General features: G+C 67.9%; 15 protein-coding genes and 1 pseudogene. 7 read left to right on the top strand and 9 right to left on the bottom strand.

From position 1 onward, the window contains the following. Positions 1 to 81: 81 nt before the first annotated feature. The 4 genes from FU658_RS07560 to grxD all read right to left on the bottom strand — a co-directional run bounded on the left by FU658_RS07560 (position 82) and on the right by grxD (position 5,332). A complete protein-coding gene (locus FU658_RS07560) occupies positions 82 to 3,300 on the bottom strand; it encodes a TonB-dependent receptor (protein ID WP_147891518.1) in 3,219 nt (1,072 codons plus the stop codon). A 353-nt stretch (positions 3,301 to 3,653) separates the two neighbouring features. Further along, positions 3,654 to 4,247 carry a YhgN family NAAT transporter gene (locus FU658_RS07555; protein ID WP_147891619.1) on the bottom strand — a complete coding sequence of 198 codons (594 nt, stop codon included), beginning with the start codon at positions 4,245 to 4,247 and terminating at the stop codon, positions 3,654 to 3,656. A 9-nt stretch (positions 4,248 to 4,256) separates the two neighbouring features. Continuing rightward, on the bottom strand, positions 4,257 to 5,012 hold the full coding sequence (locus tag FU658_RS07550; RefSeq protein ID WP_255505478.1) for an SDR family NAD(P)-dependent oxidoreductase: 756 nt from the start codon (positions 5,010 to 5,012) through the stop codon (positions 4,257 to 4,259). Beyond that, the gene (gene grxD, locus FU658_RS07545; RefSeq protein ID WP_147891517.1) at positions 5,009 to 5,332 is read right to left on the bottom strand and encodes a Grx4 family monothiol glutaredoxin; all 324 of its coding nucleotides are present in this window, start codon (positions 5,330 to 5,332) and stop codon (positions 5,009 to 5,011) included. The genes FU658_RS07550 and grxD overlap by 4 nt, the downstream gene beginning before the upstream one ends. Before the next feature lie 126 nt (positions 5,333 to 5,458). Here grxD and sodB point away from each other — a divergent pair, with 126 nt between their 5' ends. Beyond that, on the top strand, positions 5,459 to 6,037 hold the full coding sequence (sodB, locus tag FU658_RS07540; protein ID WP_147891516.1) for a superoxide dismutase [Fe]: 579 nt from the start codon (positions 5,459 to 5,461) through the stop codon (positions 6,035 to 6,037). Positions 6,038 to 6,047: 10 nt separating this feature from the next. Beyond that, positions 6,048 to 7,154 (top strand): ABC transporter ATP-binding protein, encoded by a 1,107-nt coding sequence (locus FU658_RS07535; RefSeq protein ID WP_222708378.1) that lies wholly within the window; start codon positions 6,048 to 6,050, stop codon positions 7,152 to 7,154. Here the strand turns inward: FU658_RS07535 and FU658_RS07530 are convergent. Next, positions 7,148 to 8,296 carry a 5-(carboxyamino)imidazole ribonucleotide synthase gene (locus tag FU658_RS07530; protein WP_147891515.1) on the bottom strand — a complete coding sequence of 383 codons (1,149 nt, stop codon included), beginning with the start codon at positions 8,294 to 8,296 and terminating at the stop codon, positions 7,148 to 7,150. The two genes, FU658_RS07535 and FU658_RS07530, sit on opposite strands and share 7 nt — an antisense overlap. Continuing rightward, positions 8,293 to 8,799, bottom strand: a complete 507-nt coding sequence (purE, locus tag FU658_RS07525; protein ID WP_147891514.1) for a 5-(carboxyamino)imidazole ribonucleotide mutase — start codon at positions 8,797 to 8,799, stop codon at positions 8,293 to 8,295. Before purE ends, FU658_RS07530 begins: the two co-directional genes overlap by 4 nt. A 95-nt stretch (positions 8,800 to 8,894) precedes the next feature. Here purE and FU658_RS07520 point away from each other — a divergent pair, with 95 nt between their 5' ends. The 4 genes and pseudogenes from FU658_RS07520 (at position 8,895) to nadC (ending at position 12,308) form a co-directional block, all read left to right on the top strand. After that, the gene (locus tag FU658_RS07520) at positions 8,895 to 9,161 is read left to right on the top strand and encodes a Trm112 family protein (protein WP_147891513.1); all 267 of its coding nucleotides are present in this window, start codon (positions 8,895 to 8,897) and stop codon (positions 9,159 to 9,161) included. A 58-nt stretch (positions 9,162 to 9,219) separates the two neighbouring features. Continuing rightward, on the top strand, positions 9,220 to 10,983 hold the full coding sequence (locus FU658_RS07515) for a DUF1631 family protein (RefSeq protein WP_187265990.1): 1,764 nt from the start codon (positions 9,220 to 9,222) through the stop codon (positions 10,981 to 10,983). Further along, positions 10,887 to 11,432: a DUF1631 family protein gene (locus FU658_RS07510; RefSeq protein WP_187265989.1), complete on the top strand. Its 546-nt coding sequence runs from the start codon at positions 10,887 to 10,889 to the stop codon at positions 11,430 to 11,432. The genes FU658_RS07515 and FU658_RS07510 overlap by 97 nt, the downstream gene beginning before the upstream one ends. A 1-nt stretch (position 11,433) precedes the next feature. Beyond that, positions 11,434 to 12,308, top strand: a pseudogene (gene nadC, locus FU658_RS07505) (carboxylating nicotinate-nucleotide diphosphorylase). Here the strand turns inward: nadC and FU658_RS07500 are convergent. After that, positions 12,277 to 13,116, bottom strand: coding sequence for an FHA domain-containing protein (locus FU658_RS07500; RefSeq protein WP_147891510.1), 840 nt, complete (start codon positions 13,114 to 13,116; stop codon positions 12,277 to 12,279). The pseudogene nadC and the gene FU658_RS07500 overlap by 32 nt on opposite strands. Positions 13,117 to 13,242: 126 nt before the next feature. Between FU658_RS07500 and FU658_RS07495 the strand changes: the two genes are divergently transcribed. After that, positions 13,243 to 13,569 carry a DUF3301 domain-containing protein gene (locus tag FU658_RS07495; RefSeq protein WP_147891509.1) on the top strand — a complete coding sequence of 109 codons (327 nt, stop codon included), beginning with the start codon at positions 13,243 to 13,245 and terminating at the stop codon, positions 13,567 to 13,569. Here FU658_RS07495 and FU658_RS07490 read toward each other — a convergent pair. Together FU658_RS07490 and FU658_RS07485 are read right to left on the bottom strand one after the other, a co-directional pair. Continuing rightward, positions 13,562 to 14,017: a ClpXP protease specificity-enhancing factor gene (locus FU658_RS07490; protein WP_147891508.1), complete on the bottom strand. Its 456-nt coding sequence runs from the start codon at positions 14,015 to 14,017 to the stop codon at positions 13,562 to 13,564. The two genes, FU658_RS07495 and FU658_RS07490, sit on opposite strands and share 8 nt — an antisense overlap. Before the next feature lie 16 nt (positions 14,018 to 14,033). Continuing rightward, entirely contained in the window at positions 14,034 to 14,663 is a 630-nt protein-coding gene (locus tag FU658_RS07485) for a glutathione S-transferase N-terminal domain-containing protein (RefSeq protein WP_147891507.1), read from the bottom strand. Between the last annotated feature and the right edge of the window lie 76 nt (positions 14,664 to 14,739).

The following is a 14,739-nucleotide window of genomic DNA, read 5'->3' as shown; positions in this document are numbered from 1 at the left end:
CCCCGGGGTGAGCGGCGTTCGCAACGGAAAACGCCGACGCAAGCGCCGGCCGTTTTCCGTGTCGGTGGATGCCGCGATCGCTTAGAAGCGGTAGCGGAAACCCACCTGCGCGGCCCAACGCGACTCGCCCGTGTCATCACGGATGAAGGCGCTGTCGACCTGGTTCGGGTTGAACCCGTACACGTACTTGCCCGTGTTCGGATCGATGCCGCGATAGGTGGCCACCCGGCGGGCCGACGGGAACCCGATTTCCTCGATGTGTCCCCAATCCTTGTTGATCAGGTTGCCGACATTGAGGATGTCCAGGTAGATCTCCGCCTTGTTGTCGCGGAAGAAGCCCGGCAGCTGCTGCGTGATGCGGATGTCGAACTGGTTGACCCAGCGATTGCGCTCGGAGTTGCGATCCGCGACGCTGCCGGCGAAACGGGCCAGGCCCGGATTGGCAGCCATGAACTCGAAGAACGCCGCTTCCACCATGGGATCGTTGACGATCGACGCGGCGTCGGTGAAGTTGGCGTTGCTGAAAATCACATCGCCCGGGCCCGACGGCACGTAGAACAGGTCGTTGTTGCCGCGGCTGTCGCCATTGACGTCGTTGCGGAATGCCCAGCTGTACGGCTTGCCCGACCGGCCGCTGTAGAACAGCGCGAAGTCGGTGCGGTTGTTGCCGAAGAACTCGCGCCCGTAGCCTACCGTCAGCTGGAAGCTGTCCTTGATGGCGTAGTTGGTCCGGCCCGCCACTTCCTCGTTGGCCTGGAAGATCAGGTTGTTGTTCCAGTTCGACACCGCCTGCGAGCTGGTCAGCGGATTGACCTCGGTGGCGTTGGTGTAGGTGTAGGACGCCTGCCAGAACCAGTTGTCCGTCTGCGGCTTGGTCAGGGCAAGCGTCAGCTGCTGGCCCATGCCCTTGCTGGTCGGACGGGCCATGGTGACGTCGGCGATGCGCGGGTCGCGGTTGGAGCGCGGGTTGGCACCACCCGAGAACTGCCCGTTGGCATTGAAGTTCAACGGGTTGTAGCCCGCCGCATTCCAGTACATCGCGCGGCCATCCGGACCGATCCGGCTCGCTTCGCCGAGGTCCAGGCGCTCGTAGTAGATCGCCTCCTTGGTGCGGGTGAGGATGGCCTCGGCCGACGCGACCACGCCCCAGTACGGCAGCTCATGGTCGAATGCCAGGTTGGCCTTCCACACCGACGGCTGGCCCAGGTCGGGATCGATGACGTCGACCGCCTGGCGGGCCGGCACGCCGGCCGGCTCGGGCTGGTTGTCCGGATCCGGGCTGAAGAAGCCGGGGTCTTGGTTGCGGGCTTCGTAGACGAAGAAGTTCTGCCCGGTGTTGGAGAACGGGTTGGAAAGCCACACGTTCGCCGCCGCACCCTGGAACAGGCCAAAGCCGCCACGCAACTGGGTGGGTCGCTCGGAATCAAAGGTGTAGTTGAAGCCGAAGCGTGGCTGGACCAGCTCGTTGCCGTCGATCGTGGCGGTGTTGTCGACGCCGTAGAGCTCCTGGATCAACGGGTTGAACTGCGGGCGGTCGCTGACCTTGGGGATGTCGACGCGCAGGCCTGCCACCAGGGTGAGGTTGTTCGTGGCGCGCCAGGTGTCCTGGACGAAGAACGCCAGGTTGTCCAGGCGCCAGTCGGCGGCGACCGATGCCGGGTTGCCGTCGAAAGCCCTGCGCGACGTGTAGAACGCGGGCGCGCCGGCCTCGAAGTCGTCGATCGAGTTGAACTGGTAGACGCCGAACTGGTCACGGCCGAACAAGTTGAAGATGTCGTTCTGCGCATACTCGGCGCCGAACTTCAGCTCGTGGTCGCCGAGGAAAAGCGTGCCGGCGCCGAAGAAGCTGAGCTCTTCGGTCTCGAGCACGTTGATGTGGCGGAACTGCTCGGTACCCAGGAACAGGTTGCCGTTCGAAGCGGTGGTCACCCGGATCGACGGCAGACGCGAGAACGGCTCGGCGATCGCGTTGTACTCACGGTAGGACGCCTTGAACTCGGTCGAGAAGTTGGTGCCCCAGTCGCTGTACAGCTGGCCGACCACGCTCTCGAAGGTCTTGTTCTGGTTGTACCAGTAGCTGTTGAGAGACAGCGAGTTGTTGCCGAAGCCGGGAAGGTTGGCCTCGACCTGCTCGGTGTTGGAGTAACGGAAGCTGGCGCGGTGGTCGTCGGTGATGTTCCAGTCGATCTTGACCGCGTACTCTTCGATGTCGGTTTCCAGCGCATCCGGAATGTCCAGGGTGCCGGCATTGAAGCCGTAAGCGGACGCGATCTGCTGGACGCGGGCGATCTCTTCGTTGGTGATGCCGACGATGTTCGTGGCGCCAGAACCCGGCGGTCCGAACGCCGGACCCGGCGCGGTGCGGTTGAACCGCTCGTAGTTCAAGAAGAAGAACAGACGATCCTGCACGATCGGGCCGCCCAGCGTGAAGCCGTAGGTGGTCTCGTCGTCAAAGCCGTTGAACCGCTCGCCGTTGTCGTTCTTCCGGACGAACGAGTTGTCGCGGTACACACCGTAAACCGAGCCGCTGAAGTCGTTGGTGCCGGACTTGGTGACAGCGTTGATCACTGCGCCCGTGGCGCCGGTGATGGTGACATCGTAATCGGCCACGGCAACCTGGATTTCCTCGATCGCGTCGATGGACACCGGCTGGCGGATGGTCGGCAGGTTGTTCGACTCCAGGCCGAACGGGTCGTTGGTCGACACACCGTCGATGCGGATCGCGTTGAAGCGGGTGTTCTGGCCACCCACCGAGATCTCGCCACGCTGCTTGTCGGTCACCTGCACGCGCGGATCAAGGCGCGCGTAGTCCTGGATGTTGCGGCCGATCGACGGCAGCGCCTGGATCTGACGCTCGGACACGCTGGTGCCCGCGCCGATGCGGTCGGTGCCGAAGATCTCGGAAACGCTGGTACCCACGACCGTGATGGCCTCGAGCGTGGTGGCCGAGTCGGTGGCCAGCGACACGTTCACCGTGGCGGTTTCGGCCAGCTGCGCGTAGATGTCCTCCTGCGCGGTCGACTGGAAGCCCGGCGCCTGCACCGTGATGGTGTAGGGGCCGCCGACGCGCAGGCCGCGCGAAACGTAGCGGCCGCTCTCATCGGTGGTGGTGCGGCTGACGGTGCCCGACGGTGCATGGACGATGACAACCTCGGCATTCGCCACCGGCTGGCCGGCATCGGAGACGACGCGGCCACCGAGCGAGGCGGACGTGCTCTGGGCGAACGCAGGTGCGGCGGCCAGTGCGGCGAGCAGGCCGAGCGTCAAGCGCGAGACCCGGATCTTCGATCGATCGATCATGGTAAATACCCTGACTGTTGGAATCTGTAGGAAAGGAGTGCGGCATCCTGCCGGCGAATGGAAACGCGCCACCCGTCGGGCGGCAAAACTGGCGTTGCTGGAATCCCCGCACCCCACGGCACCGTATGGCGCTGCCGGGTTAACTTCAGTTTAACACCATAGAAGGCGAAGGTTACAATCCCGTGACGATCCGAGACTGGTCGCACGCATGGATTAACTTCAGCGCTGCCAGACACTTGCGGCGGGCGACGGCGCCGCACGAGGCCACCGGGCGGCAAGCGCCGGCCTGTCCCGTGCACGCAGGCTAGGTCACCGATGCTGCGTTGCGATGACAGTCCGGAACTTGTCGCCGGTCAGGCCAGCGACGCGGCGTAGGTCGCCACGCCATCGATGATCATCTGCACGCTGATCACCACCAGCAGCATGCCCATCAAGCGCTCCATCGCGATAAGCACGCGCATGCCCAGCAGCTTGAACAGCCAGGTCGAGGCGAACAGGATGATCGCCGTGGCGCCCCAGGCCAGCAGCAGCGCCAGGCTCCAGGCCCCCATGCGATCCGGGGCCGAGTTCGCGAACAGCATGACCGCCGCCATGCCCGAGGGCCCGGCGATCAGCGGGATCGCCATCGGAACGATGAACGGCTCGCCCTCCGGAGAGTCGCCGAAGATGCCCTCGGGCCTGGGGAAGATCATCTTCAATCCGATCAGGAACAGCACGATGCCACCGGCGATGCTGACCGACTCCTGGCGCAGGTGCATCAGCTCCAGCAGCCAACGGCCGGCAAACAGGAACACGAACAGGACCGCCAGGGCGATCAGCAGCTCGCGCGCCAGCACCACCCGCCGCCGCTGCGGCGACAGCGGCTTGAGCAGGTTGAGGAAGATCGGAATGTTGCCCAGCGGATCGAGGATCAGGAACAGCAGGATCGCGGCGGCGGCGACGGTCATTTCCACCGATCAGCCCGCCCTGAGCTCGAGCGGCCACACGCGGCCACGGTGCTCGGCGCCGTCGGCCGACAGCAGGTGCACCACGGCCGGGGCGTAGGCGGAAGGCTCCGGCCAGCTGGCCGGGTTCTCGCCGAAGTAGGCGCGCCCACGCAGCGAAGTGCGCATCGGGCCGGGCTCCAGTGCGCTGACCCGCACAGGCGAGTTGACCAGTTCGTCACCCAGCACGGCCACCAGCCCCTGCAGTCCATGCTTGGCCACGGCGTAGCCGCCCCAATGCGCGCGAGCGATCCGCGCCGGCGCATCCGACACGAACACGACCGCCGAGTCCCGGGCCTTCTTCAACAGCGGCAGGCAGGCCTGGGTCAGCAGCATCGGCGCGGTCAGGTTGACGTGGATCGCGCGGGCAAAGGCCTCCGGCTCGGTGAGCTCCAGCGGCGTGAGCCCGGGAAAGTTCGCCGCAGCATGGACGATGCCATCGAGCCGGCCGAACTCGCCCTCGATGCGCTCGGCCATGTCGGCGTAGTCGGCCGGCGTCGCCCCTTCGAGATCCAGCGGATAGATCGCCGCCCTGCCCCCGGCCGCGACCAGCTCGTCGTAGAGCCGGTTGAGCTTCGGCACGCGGCGTCCAAGCAGCACCACTTCGGCCCCGGCGGCGGCACACGCCCTGGCACTGGCACTGCCCAGCCCGCCCAACGCCCCCACCACCAGCACCACGCGCCCGGCCAGCGCATCCGTTGCCGGCTCGGCAAACTTGTTCTGGCTCACACGGCGTCCTTCTGGGCTTCGGCGACGATGCGCCTGAGCTCGCCGCTGTCGTAGAGGTCGGTGACGATGTCGCAGCCGCCGATCAGCTCGCCGTTGACGAACAGCTGCGGAAACGTCGGCCAGTCGGAGTAGCGCGGCAGGTCGGCGCGCAGCTCCGGATCCTCCAGCACGTTGACGGGGGTGATCTTCGCGTCGACCTTCTTCAAGGCCTCCACGGCGCGGCTGGAGAAGCCGCACATCGGGAACTGCGGGGTGCCCTTCATGAACAGGACGACGGGATGGCCCTGCACCAGGGCCTTGATCCGTTCGGTGGCAGACATCATTGAACTCCATGCGCAAGTCGGGCCGGGGACGCGAGCGTCACCGCGCATGGGATAGAATTGTAGATCTTTCCGCCGCATCGCGCGGCGGCAGCCACCCCCCGCCAGAAAGCAAAGGAGAGCCGCATGTCGATTGAACTGCCCGCCCTGCCGTACGAAAAGAACGCGCTGGAGCCGCACATCTCGGCCGAGACCCTGGAATTCCACTACGGCAAGCACCACCAGACCTACGTCACCAAGCTCAACGAGATGATCGAGGGCACCGAGTTCGAGAACGCCGACCTCGAGACCATCGTCAGGAAGTCCCAGGGTGGCGTGTTCAACAATGCCGCCCAGGTCTGGAACCACACCTTCTACTGGAACTGCATGGGTCCCGACGCCGGTGGCGAGCCCAGCGGCGCGCTGGCCGACGGCATCAACAAGGCCTTCGGTTCCTTCGAGAAGTTCAAGGAAGAGTTCACCAAGACCGCGATCGGCACGTTCGGCTCCGGCTGGGCCTGGCTGGTGAAGCGGGCCGACGGCACGCTGGCGATCGTTTCCACCTCCAACGCCGCCACCCCGCTGACCGGCCCGGACGTTCCGCTGCTGACCTGCGATGTGTGGGAACACGCCTACTACATCGACTACCGCAACGCCCGCCCGAAGTACCTGGAGGCGTTCTGGAACCTGGTCAACTGGGACTTCGTCGCCAAGCAACTGGGCTGACGCCAGAGCAATGCCCGCGCATCCCGACGCCCCCGCCGACGACCTGCTGCGGATCGAGGACGTCGAATGCGACTACGACGGCCAACCGGCCGTGCGCCAGCTTTCCCTGGGCCTGGCCCAGGGCGAGCTGGGCTGCCTGCTGGGACCCAGCGGCTGCGGCAAGACCACGCTGCTGCGGGCCATTGCCGGCTTCCATCCGCCGACCGCGGGCCGCATCGTGTTGCGTGGCCACGACGCCACGCGGCTGCCACCGGAGAAGCGTGGCATCGGCTTCGTGTTCCAGGACCTGGCGCTGTTCCCGCACCTGAGCGTGGCGAAGAACGTCGGCTTCGGCCTGCACCGCCTGCCGCGTGGGGAGCGCGAGCCCCGCATCGAGGAGACGCTGGCGATGCTGGGCCTGTCGCGCTTCGCCCAGCGCTACCCGCACGAGCTTTCCGGTGGCCAGCAGCAGCGCGTCGCACTGGCACGCTCGCTGGCTCCGCGACCCTCGCTGCTGCTGCTCGACGAACCGTTCTCCAGCCTCGATGCCCACTTGCGGCTGAGCCTGCGCGCCGACCTGCGCGAGGTGCTCAAGCGGCTCAACATCGGGGCCTTGCTGGTCACGCACGACCAGGAGGAGGCGTTCGCCTTCGCCGACACCGTCGGGGTCATGGAGGATGGGCACCTGCGCCAGTGGGCGCCGGGCTTCGAGGTTTACCACGAGCCACGCACCGCCTTCGTGGCGCGCTTCGTCGGCGAAGGCCGTTTCCTGCGCGGGCATGTGCGTGATGCGCACACGGTGCAGACGACGCTGGGCCTGCATCGCAGCGAATCGCCGCTGGACGCGGAGGTGGACAGCCTGGTGCGGGTACTGATGCGACCGGACGACCTTTTGCCGGAAGACTCCAGCGGCGGCGGCATCGAGACGACCGTGCTGTCTGCGGCGTTCCGTGGCGCAGAGACCTTCTACCTGCTGCGCCTGGACGATGGCCAGGAGATCAGCGCACTGTTTCCCAGCCATGTGCACTTCGCGCCGGGCGACGCCTGCGCGTGCGCACCGACCTGGAACACGTGGTGGTGTTCGGCCCGGAGGAAGTCGCCGAAGCCCGCGTGCCCTGAAGCTCGAGGGGCTCAGTAGGCGCCCAGGCGACGCACGGCGCCCTGCACCAGATCGGGACGACCCAGCGCTGCACCGATCCGCTCCAGGCTGGCCGCCAGGGCCTGGGGGTCGTCGCTGCGCAAGGTGGCGTGGCCGACCTTGCGCCCCGGACGGCTGGACTTGCCGTAGTCGTGCCAATGCCCGCCCGGCTCCCTCATGACGACGCCGGGGTCCGGCATCTGCCCGATCCAGTTGAGCATGACGCTGTGGCCACGTGGCGCCGTCGAACCCAGGGGCAGGCCCAGGACGGCACGCAGGTGGTTCTCGAACTGGGACGTCTCCGCGCCCTCGATGGTCCAGTGCCCGGAGTTGTGCACCCGGGGCGCCATCTCGTTGGCCAGCAGCTGGCCGTCGCGCACGAAGAGTTCCAGCGCGAACACCCCGACGTAGTCGAGGGATTGCGCCAGCTGCCGCGCGTGGCCCACCGCCTGCTCGGCCAGCTCGGGCGTCACGGCAGCGGGTGCCAGCGAGGCCGACAGGATGCCGGCGTCATGCCAGTTCTCGGTCAATGGCCAGCTGCGGAACTCGCCGTCGCGGCCGCGCACGGCCACCACCGACACCTCGCGCTGGAACGCGACGAAGGCCTCGAGGATCAGGCCGACCGACTCCGCCTGAGGCCCCAGCGCCGCCCACGCGGCAGGGATGTCGTCGGCCGAGCGCAGCCGGAACTGGCCCTTGCCGTCATAGCCGAGCCGGCGCGTCTTGAGGATGCACGGCAGGCCCAGTTGCTCGACCGCGGCCCGCAGTCCTTCCAGGCTGTCGACATCGGCGAAACCGGCGACCGGGATGCCAAGCTCGCCGAACAGCGTCTTTTCCTCGAGCCGGTCCTGCGCCACGGCCAGGGCACGCGGCGGCGGATACACCGGCACCAGCGCCGCGAGTGCCTCGGCGCTGCTGGCCGGCACGTTCTCGAAATCGAAGGTGACCACGTCGACCTCGGCGGCGAAGCGCTTCAAGGCCTCGGCATCGTCGAAGCGGGCGCGATGCTGCGCGATGACCTGCGCGGCACAGGCATCGGCTGCATGGTCGAATGCACTCAACCGCAGCCCCATCGGCACGCCGGCCACGGCCAGCATCCGGGCGAGCTGGCCGCCGCCCATGACGCCCACCCGCGAACTCACGGGCGCGGGTCCGGGTTGTCGAGGACGCTGCGGGTCTGGTCCTGGCGGAAGCGCTCGAGCGCCGCGCCGATGTCCTCGTGCGTCGCGGCCAGCAGCGAGGCGGCGAACAACGCGGCGTTGGCGGCACCCGCGACGCCGATGGCGAACGTCGCGACCGGCACGCCGGCCGGCATCTGCACGATCGACAGCAGCGAATCCAGGCCATTGAGCGCACGACTCTGCACCGGGACACCCAGCACGGGAACGGCCGTCTTCGCGGCCAGCATGCCCGGCAGGTGCGCCGCGCCCCCGGCACCGGCGATGATCGCGCGCAGGCCACGACCCTGCGCCCTGGCGGCGTAGTCGAACAACAGGTCCGGGGTGCGATGCGCCGAGACCACCTGCACTTCGTGCGGGACCCCGAGTTGCTCGAGCCGCTCGACGGCGGCGCGCATCGTCTCCCAATCGGATTTGGAACCCATCACGACCCCGACGAGGGGGTGCGGTGCATTGGCGGCTGGCATGGCGTGCGTTCGCGGCAAATCGTTATTGTAAGCGCAAGCGGCGGCTGACAGAATCCGGGCATAATGCGCGGATAGACCAAAGGAGCCTCCCGGACGTGGATCGACGCCTGCTCGACATCCTGTGCTGCCCCGTGACCCGGCAACCGCTGGTGCCACTGACGGGCACCGAGCTGGAATCGATCAACCGGGGCATCGCCCAGGGCACGGTGCAACGCACCGATGGCAGCGCCGAGACCGCTGCCTGGTCGGCGGGCCTGCTGACCGGCGACCGCAAGCTGGCTTACCGAATTGAGGACGGCATCCCGGTTCTGCTGGCCGATGAAGCCGTTTCCACCAAGCAGGTCACGGACTTCCCCAGGTGAGGACACTAGGCTGGTGGCCACGGATTGTGGACCCCTCCCCCGCCCGGCCGTTCCCACGATGAACACCCCGACGCCAAGCGCCAGCCATCCCGACCGGCACCTCTACGAGGAGCTGGCGACCTGGCTTGCCGGCCGCTTGCGCACGCCCCTGAAGTCGCTGTTCGACACCGTCGACGACAGCCTGTTCGAACTGGCCGAGCACAGCATGGCAGGGGAGCGGCAGCAGCAGTATTTCGATGGCATGCGCGAGAGCCGCCGGCGACGCCTCCAGGTCGAGCAGGCCTTCGTGGGGAAAGTGACCGAGGGCAGGTTGCTGCCACCGGGCGTGGGCCGCGACCACCACGACGGCCTGAGCCTGGTGGGCCACGAGGAACTCGAAGAGGAACTCGCGATCACGTCGATGACGGCGAAGGCGCAGCAGCGCCACGCCAACGCGCTGTACGCGCTGACCCGGCGCGTCGCGGTGCTGCTGGCCGAAAACGACCTGGAGGAAGAGCGCAACCCGTTCGGTCCGGGAACGCTGGCGGAGCGCTTCCGCGAGGCCACCAGTTCGCTCGATGTGACGCTGGAAGTCCGGCTGATCATCCTCAAGCTGTTCGAGCGCCACGTGCTGGGCAGCCTCGAGCCGCTGTACACGGAACTCAACATCCGCCTGGCCGATGCCGGAATCCTGCCGACGTTGACGCCCAAGGTGCGTCGCGAGGGGCAGCGCCCGCGCCCGGCACCGCAGGGCAACGGTGCTCCGGCCGAGGGGCTCAGGCGGCAGGAAGAGGATACGGGCCAGCTTGCCGAAGCGGATCCAACGCCCGGGCACGACCCCGAGCTCACCCGCCAGGTGGCCGACGCGGTGCTGGAGCTGCTGCTCAGCCGCTTGCCACCGGCGCCTCCGGGTGCAGCCGATGCAGGCGCTTCGGGCGCGGCCAGCGAAGCAGGCACCGTGGAGGGAGTGCAATCGGCGCTGGGCGAGGCCATGTCGCGGGCCGCCAGCCGGATCCGTGGCGGCGGCCAGTTCCCGCCCCCGCGCCAGTTCGCCGCACAGTTGCTGGCCGAGGCCCGGTACTCCGACGAGGGCTCGAGCACGCCACCGGCCCAAGTGGCGATGGTCGACATGCTTGGGCGGGTTTTCGACGTGCTGTTGACCGACCACCGCCTGCCGCAGCCGATGCACCCGGTCATGCAGGGCCTGCAGATTCCGGCCACGCGCGCGGCGCTTCGCGATCCCGGCGAGATCACCGCGCCCGACAGTCCCGTCCGGCAGCTCATCGAGATGCTGGGTGAAACCGCCGTGGGCTGGTGCCCCAGCGCCGACCCCCGTGGCCGGCTGCTGTCGCAACTGCGTGAGTTCGTCGATGAGCTCAATGGCGCCGAGGCGCCGGCCGAACGCGAGAAGCTGATCGATCGCTTCCGCAGCGCGCTGGAAGTCCAGCAGCGCCGCGCCGACCTCGCCGAGCAGCGCGTCGTCGAGGCTGCGGCCGGGCGCGAGCGCTTGGCGCACGCACGCCGCAAGGTTCACCAGTCGATATCCGGCCTGCTGGGCGAGGCTCCCGTGCCTGCCTGGGTCCGCCACCTCCTCACCCGCCCCTGGGCGAACTGCATGGTGTTGCTGTGGCTGCGCCAGGGCGAGGATTCACAGGCCTACCGCGAGGCCCGCGGTTTTGCCGAGACGATCCTGTGGTGCGCCACCTCCGGCGCGCCGACGTCGAGAAGCTGCGGCTGCGAGCGCTCATGCCGGTGCTCGATGGCCAATTGCGCCATGGGCTGGCCACCGTGGCCTACCACGACGGCGAGATCGACACGCTGGCCGAGCAGCTGCGTGAATTGATCCGCTGGCGGCTGGGAGAGTGCGACGCGCCTGCCTTCCTGGATCGGGAACCGTCGGCCAGCCGCGGCATGGACGGCTCGGCCGACGTGCTGGCCGAAAGCGTGACCGACCAACCGACACCCGAAGACATCGACCCGGCGCTGCTGGAGCGGTTGAAGTCCACGCCCCCGGGCACCTGGTTCGAGTTCGCCCCGGGCACCGAGAGCGCCAGGAACGGCACCGCCGAACGTGCCAAGCTCAGCTGGGTCAGCCCCTACTCGGGCCGCTGCCTGTTCGTGAACCGCAACGGGATGCGCGTCGCCGACCGCCGTGTCGACGAACTGGTCAGGGAGCTCGAGCAGGGCATGGCCCGGATCCTCGAAAGCGCGAACCTGCTGCAGGAAGCGATGAACGACGTTTTGGCGCAGCTGCGCGCGAGCGAGCCGGTCGCGTCGGCGAACCAGGGCTGATATCCGGATACCGGGAGTCAATGGAGTGATCGATCCCCCCAGCGCCGAACAGGTGCAGCGCGACGTCGAGCGGGCCCTGCAGGAAGACGTGGGCAGTGGCGACGTCAGCGCGATGCTGCTGCCGACCTGCCGCAGGAAGCCTCCGTGCTGTGTCGCGATCCAGCGGTAATCGCCGGGCGCCCCTGGTTCGATGCCTGCTTCCTGGCGCTCGACCCGCGGATGCAGATCGAGTGGCACGTCGCCGAAGGAGACCGCGTTTCACCAGGCACGACGCTGTGCACGCTTCGCGGCGCGGGCCGGGCACTGGTCAGCGGCGAGCGCGCGGCCCTCAATTTCCTCCAGACGCTGTCGGGCACCGCCACCGTGACGGCCAGCTACGTCGATGCGCTCGCGGGGACCGGTACGCGCGTGCTCGATACGCGCAAGACGCTGCCGGGCTTGCGATTGGCGCAGAAGTACGCCGTACGCGCCGGCGGCGGCATGAACCACCGTCTCGGGCTGCACGATGCGGTGATGATCAAGGAAAACCACGTCATCGCCGCGGGGTCGATCAGTGCGGCGATGGCCCAGTCGAGGCGCCTGAACCCCGGGATGCCGATGATCGTCGAAGTGGAGGACCTCGACGAGCTCGACGAGGCCCTTGCGGGGGCCCCGGACCGGATCCTGCTGGATGAGTTCGATTCCACACAGTTGCGCGAGGCGGTGCGGCGGGTGGCCGGACGCGTTGCACTGGAAGTGTCGGGAAACGTCACCCTCGACACGATCGCCGGGGTGGCCGCCAGCGGCGTGGACTTCATCTCGGTGGGCGCACTGACCAAGCATGTGCGCGCGGTCGATCTCTCGCTCAGGCTGGGGACACGCTCGGAACCTGCCTGAGCGCCTGCCTGGAGGCGCCGGAAGCCGGGCGTCGGCAGGTCACACCGCGCGACCCATCAACAACGCCCCGATCACCACGAGGGCCACGACGACGACCGAGATCGCCAGCCATCGCCCCCCCGCGCACCGGCGCCAGGCTGCGCAGGCCGCGCCGTGGCGGGGGCACCGGCTTGCCGGGTTCCAGCAACAGGAAGCGGACCGAGTCCAGTCGCAGTTCCTGGCCAGGCTTGAGCTCCCCGGAGTCGACCCTGCGCCCGTTGACGTAGGTGCCGTTGGACGAGCCCAGGTCCTCCACCAGCGCACTTCCGTCGCGGGGCACGACGCGGGCATGGCGCCTGGACACCTGCTCGCTCTCGATCGGCAGGTCGCACTCCGGCGCACGCCCGATCACCAGGGTGGCATGCAGCGGGAACACCTTGCCGAACACCGGCGCGCTCACGCCGCGCAAGACCAGTTTGGGCACCGCCGGCCGGATCCGCGTGGCGTCGGTATCTCCCTCGCCCCCTTCGCCCACCTGGCCGGTGGCGGCCTGCAGCGCGACGACCCGGGCGAGCACCGGACCGACCCCGATCACGTCGCCGCCGCGCAATGCGATCAGCTCGTGGACGGACTTGCCGTTCACTTCCACGGCCGCACCGCGGGCGGGCACCAGGCTGGCCCCGGTGGGGCTGATGTTGATGTCGCAATGAACCGCTTCCACACCGGCATGCCGCAACACCACGACTGCGTCGTCACCGCTTCCGATCCGGTTGAGGCCTGGGGTCAACAGCACCTGTCCATGTTCACCATTGGGAAACACCAGCCTCATCGAGAACCCCCCCACCTGTTCAATTGTTGTTTTTCACACCCCACCGGAGTGTAGTCGGGAAAGCTGACGCGCAGCCAAACCGTCGTCACACTTGCCCGGACGCGCCCCCGCCCCCAGACTTCCGCCATGAACCTATTCTTCGCCATCGCATTGGGCCTGGGCCTGGTCTCGCTTTTGTGGACCGCCGCTCGCGCAGCGGCCGAGGCGGCCGTCGTCCACGGCCAGCGCTCCTGTCGCGAGGCCGGCGTTCAATGGCTCGACCAAAGCGTCCACCTGACCCGGATGCGGCTCTCGCGCGGCCGGGACGGTCGCCTGGGCGTGGAGCGTCATTACCGTTTCGAGTATTCCCGGGGTGGCAGCGACCGCCAGGCCGGGCGCATCGTCATGCACGGCCGGACGTTGCTCAGCCTGACCGGCCCGATGCCGGAACCCACGCTGGAAAGTCCTACTTGACCACCCTGAGGTGACCGCCCCGGCGGGCCGGGCCGCCACCGTCGTCATCGTCGTCGCCATCGTCGACCCCGCTGCGGGGCGCGCCCGCGGGTGCGGCGCGGCCAGCCTCGAGGCTGGCATCCTCCTCGGGCAGCATCATTCCCTGCCCGGTCTCCTGCGCGTAGATCGCCTGGACGGCGGCCAATGGCACGAACACGTCCTGGCTCACGCCGCCGAAGCGTGCCTTGAAGCTGATCATCTCGTTGCCCAGCTCCAGCTGGGCCACCGCACGGGCGGCGATGTTGAGCACGATCCGCCCGTCCTGGACCGCCTGCGGCGGGCAGTGGAGTTGCGGATGCGACGCGTCCACCAGGAGGTAGGGGGTCATGTCGTTGTCCCCGATCCACTCGTACATCGCCCGGATCAGGTAGGGGCGGTTCGAGGTCATCGCAGGCGTATCGGAACTCATCGGCCGGTCTTTTCCATCAAATGTCGCGAAACCCCTTTTCTTCCGGGGTCAGGCTGCGGGCGAAACCGGGACTGCGGAATATCCGCATCCCATAGTCTTCGATCGGCTTGGCTTCCTTCGGCAGGCTGATGCCCAGCACCGGCAGCCGCCATACGATCGGGGCCATGGCACAGTCGGCCAGGCTCATCTCGGGGTTGAAGAAGAATTTCGAATCCTTGAACACCGGCAGGGTCTGCAGCAGCAGTTCCTTGAGGCGCTTACGCGCCGCTTCGGCCTGCGACTTGCTGCCGTGCTGGATGGCCTGCACCTGGGGCACCCAATCGTGTTCTATGCGCAGCATCGCCAGGCGCAGCTTCGCGCGGCTCAGGGGGTCCACCGGCATCAAGGGCGGGTGCGGATAGCGCTCGTCCAGGAATTCCGACACGACCGAGGCGGCGTACAGCACCAGGTCGCGGTCCACCAGCGTGGGCACCGAGCTGTAGGGGTTGAGGTCGACCAGGTCTTCGGGTGGATTCAACGGATCCACCGCAACCAGTTCGTAGGTCACCCCCTTCGCAGCCAGGACAAGCCTCACGCGGTGGCAGACCACGCAGTCACGGGCCGAGAACAGCGTAAGCGCATTGCGCACTCGCGGACTTGCAGCCATCGACAGCACTCCCTTGCCGGCGTAGCGGGCCGGCTTCCGGGACGCGCAGCCCCCCGCCGCGCGCTCCCCACCGGTG

The organism is Alkalisalibacterium limincola, assembly GCF_008017755.1.
GTDB classification, from domain to species: Bacteria; Pseudomonadota; Gammaproteobacteria; order Xanthomonadales; family Xanthomonadaceae; genus Alkalisalibacterium; species Alkalisalibacterium limincola.
Note: the sequence above shows the minus strand (reverse complement) of the source record. Positions and strands in the feature narration are given on the sequence as shown.

Coding starts and splice junctions, on each gene's coding strand:
- FU658_RS07515 (WP_187265990.1), top strand. CDS start 9,220: ATGAACACCCCGACGCCAAGCGCCAGCCATCCCGACCGGCACCTCTAC.
- FU658_RS07500 (WP_147891510.1), bottom strand. CDS start 13,116: ATGAGGCTGGTGTTTCCCAATGGTGAACATGGACAGGTGCTGTTGACC.
- FU658_RS07490 (WP_147891508.1), bottom strand. CDS start 14,017: ATGAGTTCCGATACGCCTGCGATGACCTCGAACCGCCCCTACCTGATC.
- sodB (WP_147891516.1), top strand. CDS start 5,459: ATGTCGATTGAACTGCCCGCCCTGCCGTACGAAAAGAACGCGCTGGAG.
- FU658_RS07560 (WP_147891518.1), bottom strand. CDS start 3,300: ATGATCGATCGATCGAAGATCCGGGTCTCGCGCTTGACGCTCGGCCTG.
- FU658_RS07535 (WP_222708378.1), top strand. CDS start 6,048: ATGCCCGCGCATCCCGACGCCCCCGCCGACGACCTGCTGCGGATCGAG.
- FU658_RS07555 (WP_147891619.1), bottom strand. CDS start 4,247: ATGACCGTCGCCGCCGCCGCGATCCTGCTGTTCCTGATCCTCGATCCG.
- purE (WP_147891514.1), bottom strand. CDS start 8,799: ATGCCAGCCGCCAATGCACCGCACCCCCTCGTCGGGGTCGTGATGGGT.
- grxD (WP_147891517.1), bottom strand. CDS start 5,332: ATGTCTGCCACCGAACGGATCAAGGCCCTGGTGCAGGGCCATCCCGTC.
- FU658_RS07485 (WP_147891507.1), bottom strand. CDS start 14,663: ATGGCTGCAAGTCCGCGAGTGCGCAATGCGCTTACGCTGTTCTCGGCC.
- FU658_RS07510 (WP_187265989.1), top strand. CDS start 10,887: ATGCCGGTGCTCGATGGCCAATTGCGCCATGGGCTGGCCACCGTGGCC.
- FU658_RS07495 (WP_147891509.1), top strand. CDS start 13,243: ATGAACCTATTCTTCGCCATCGCATTGGGCCTGGGCCTGGTCTCGCTT.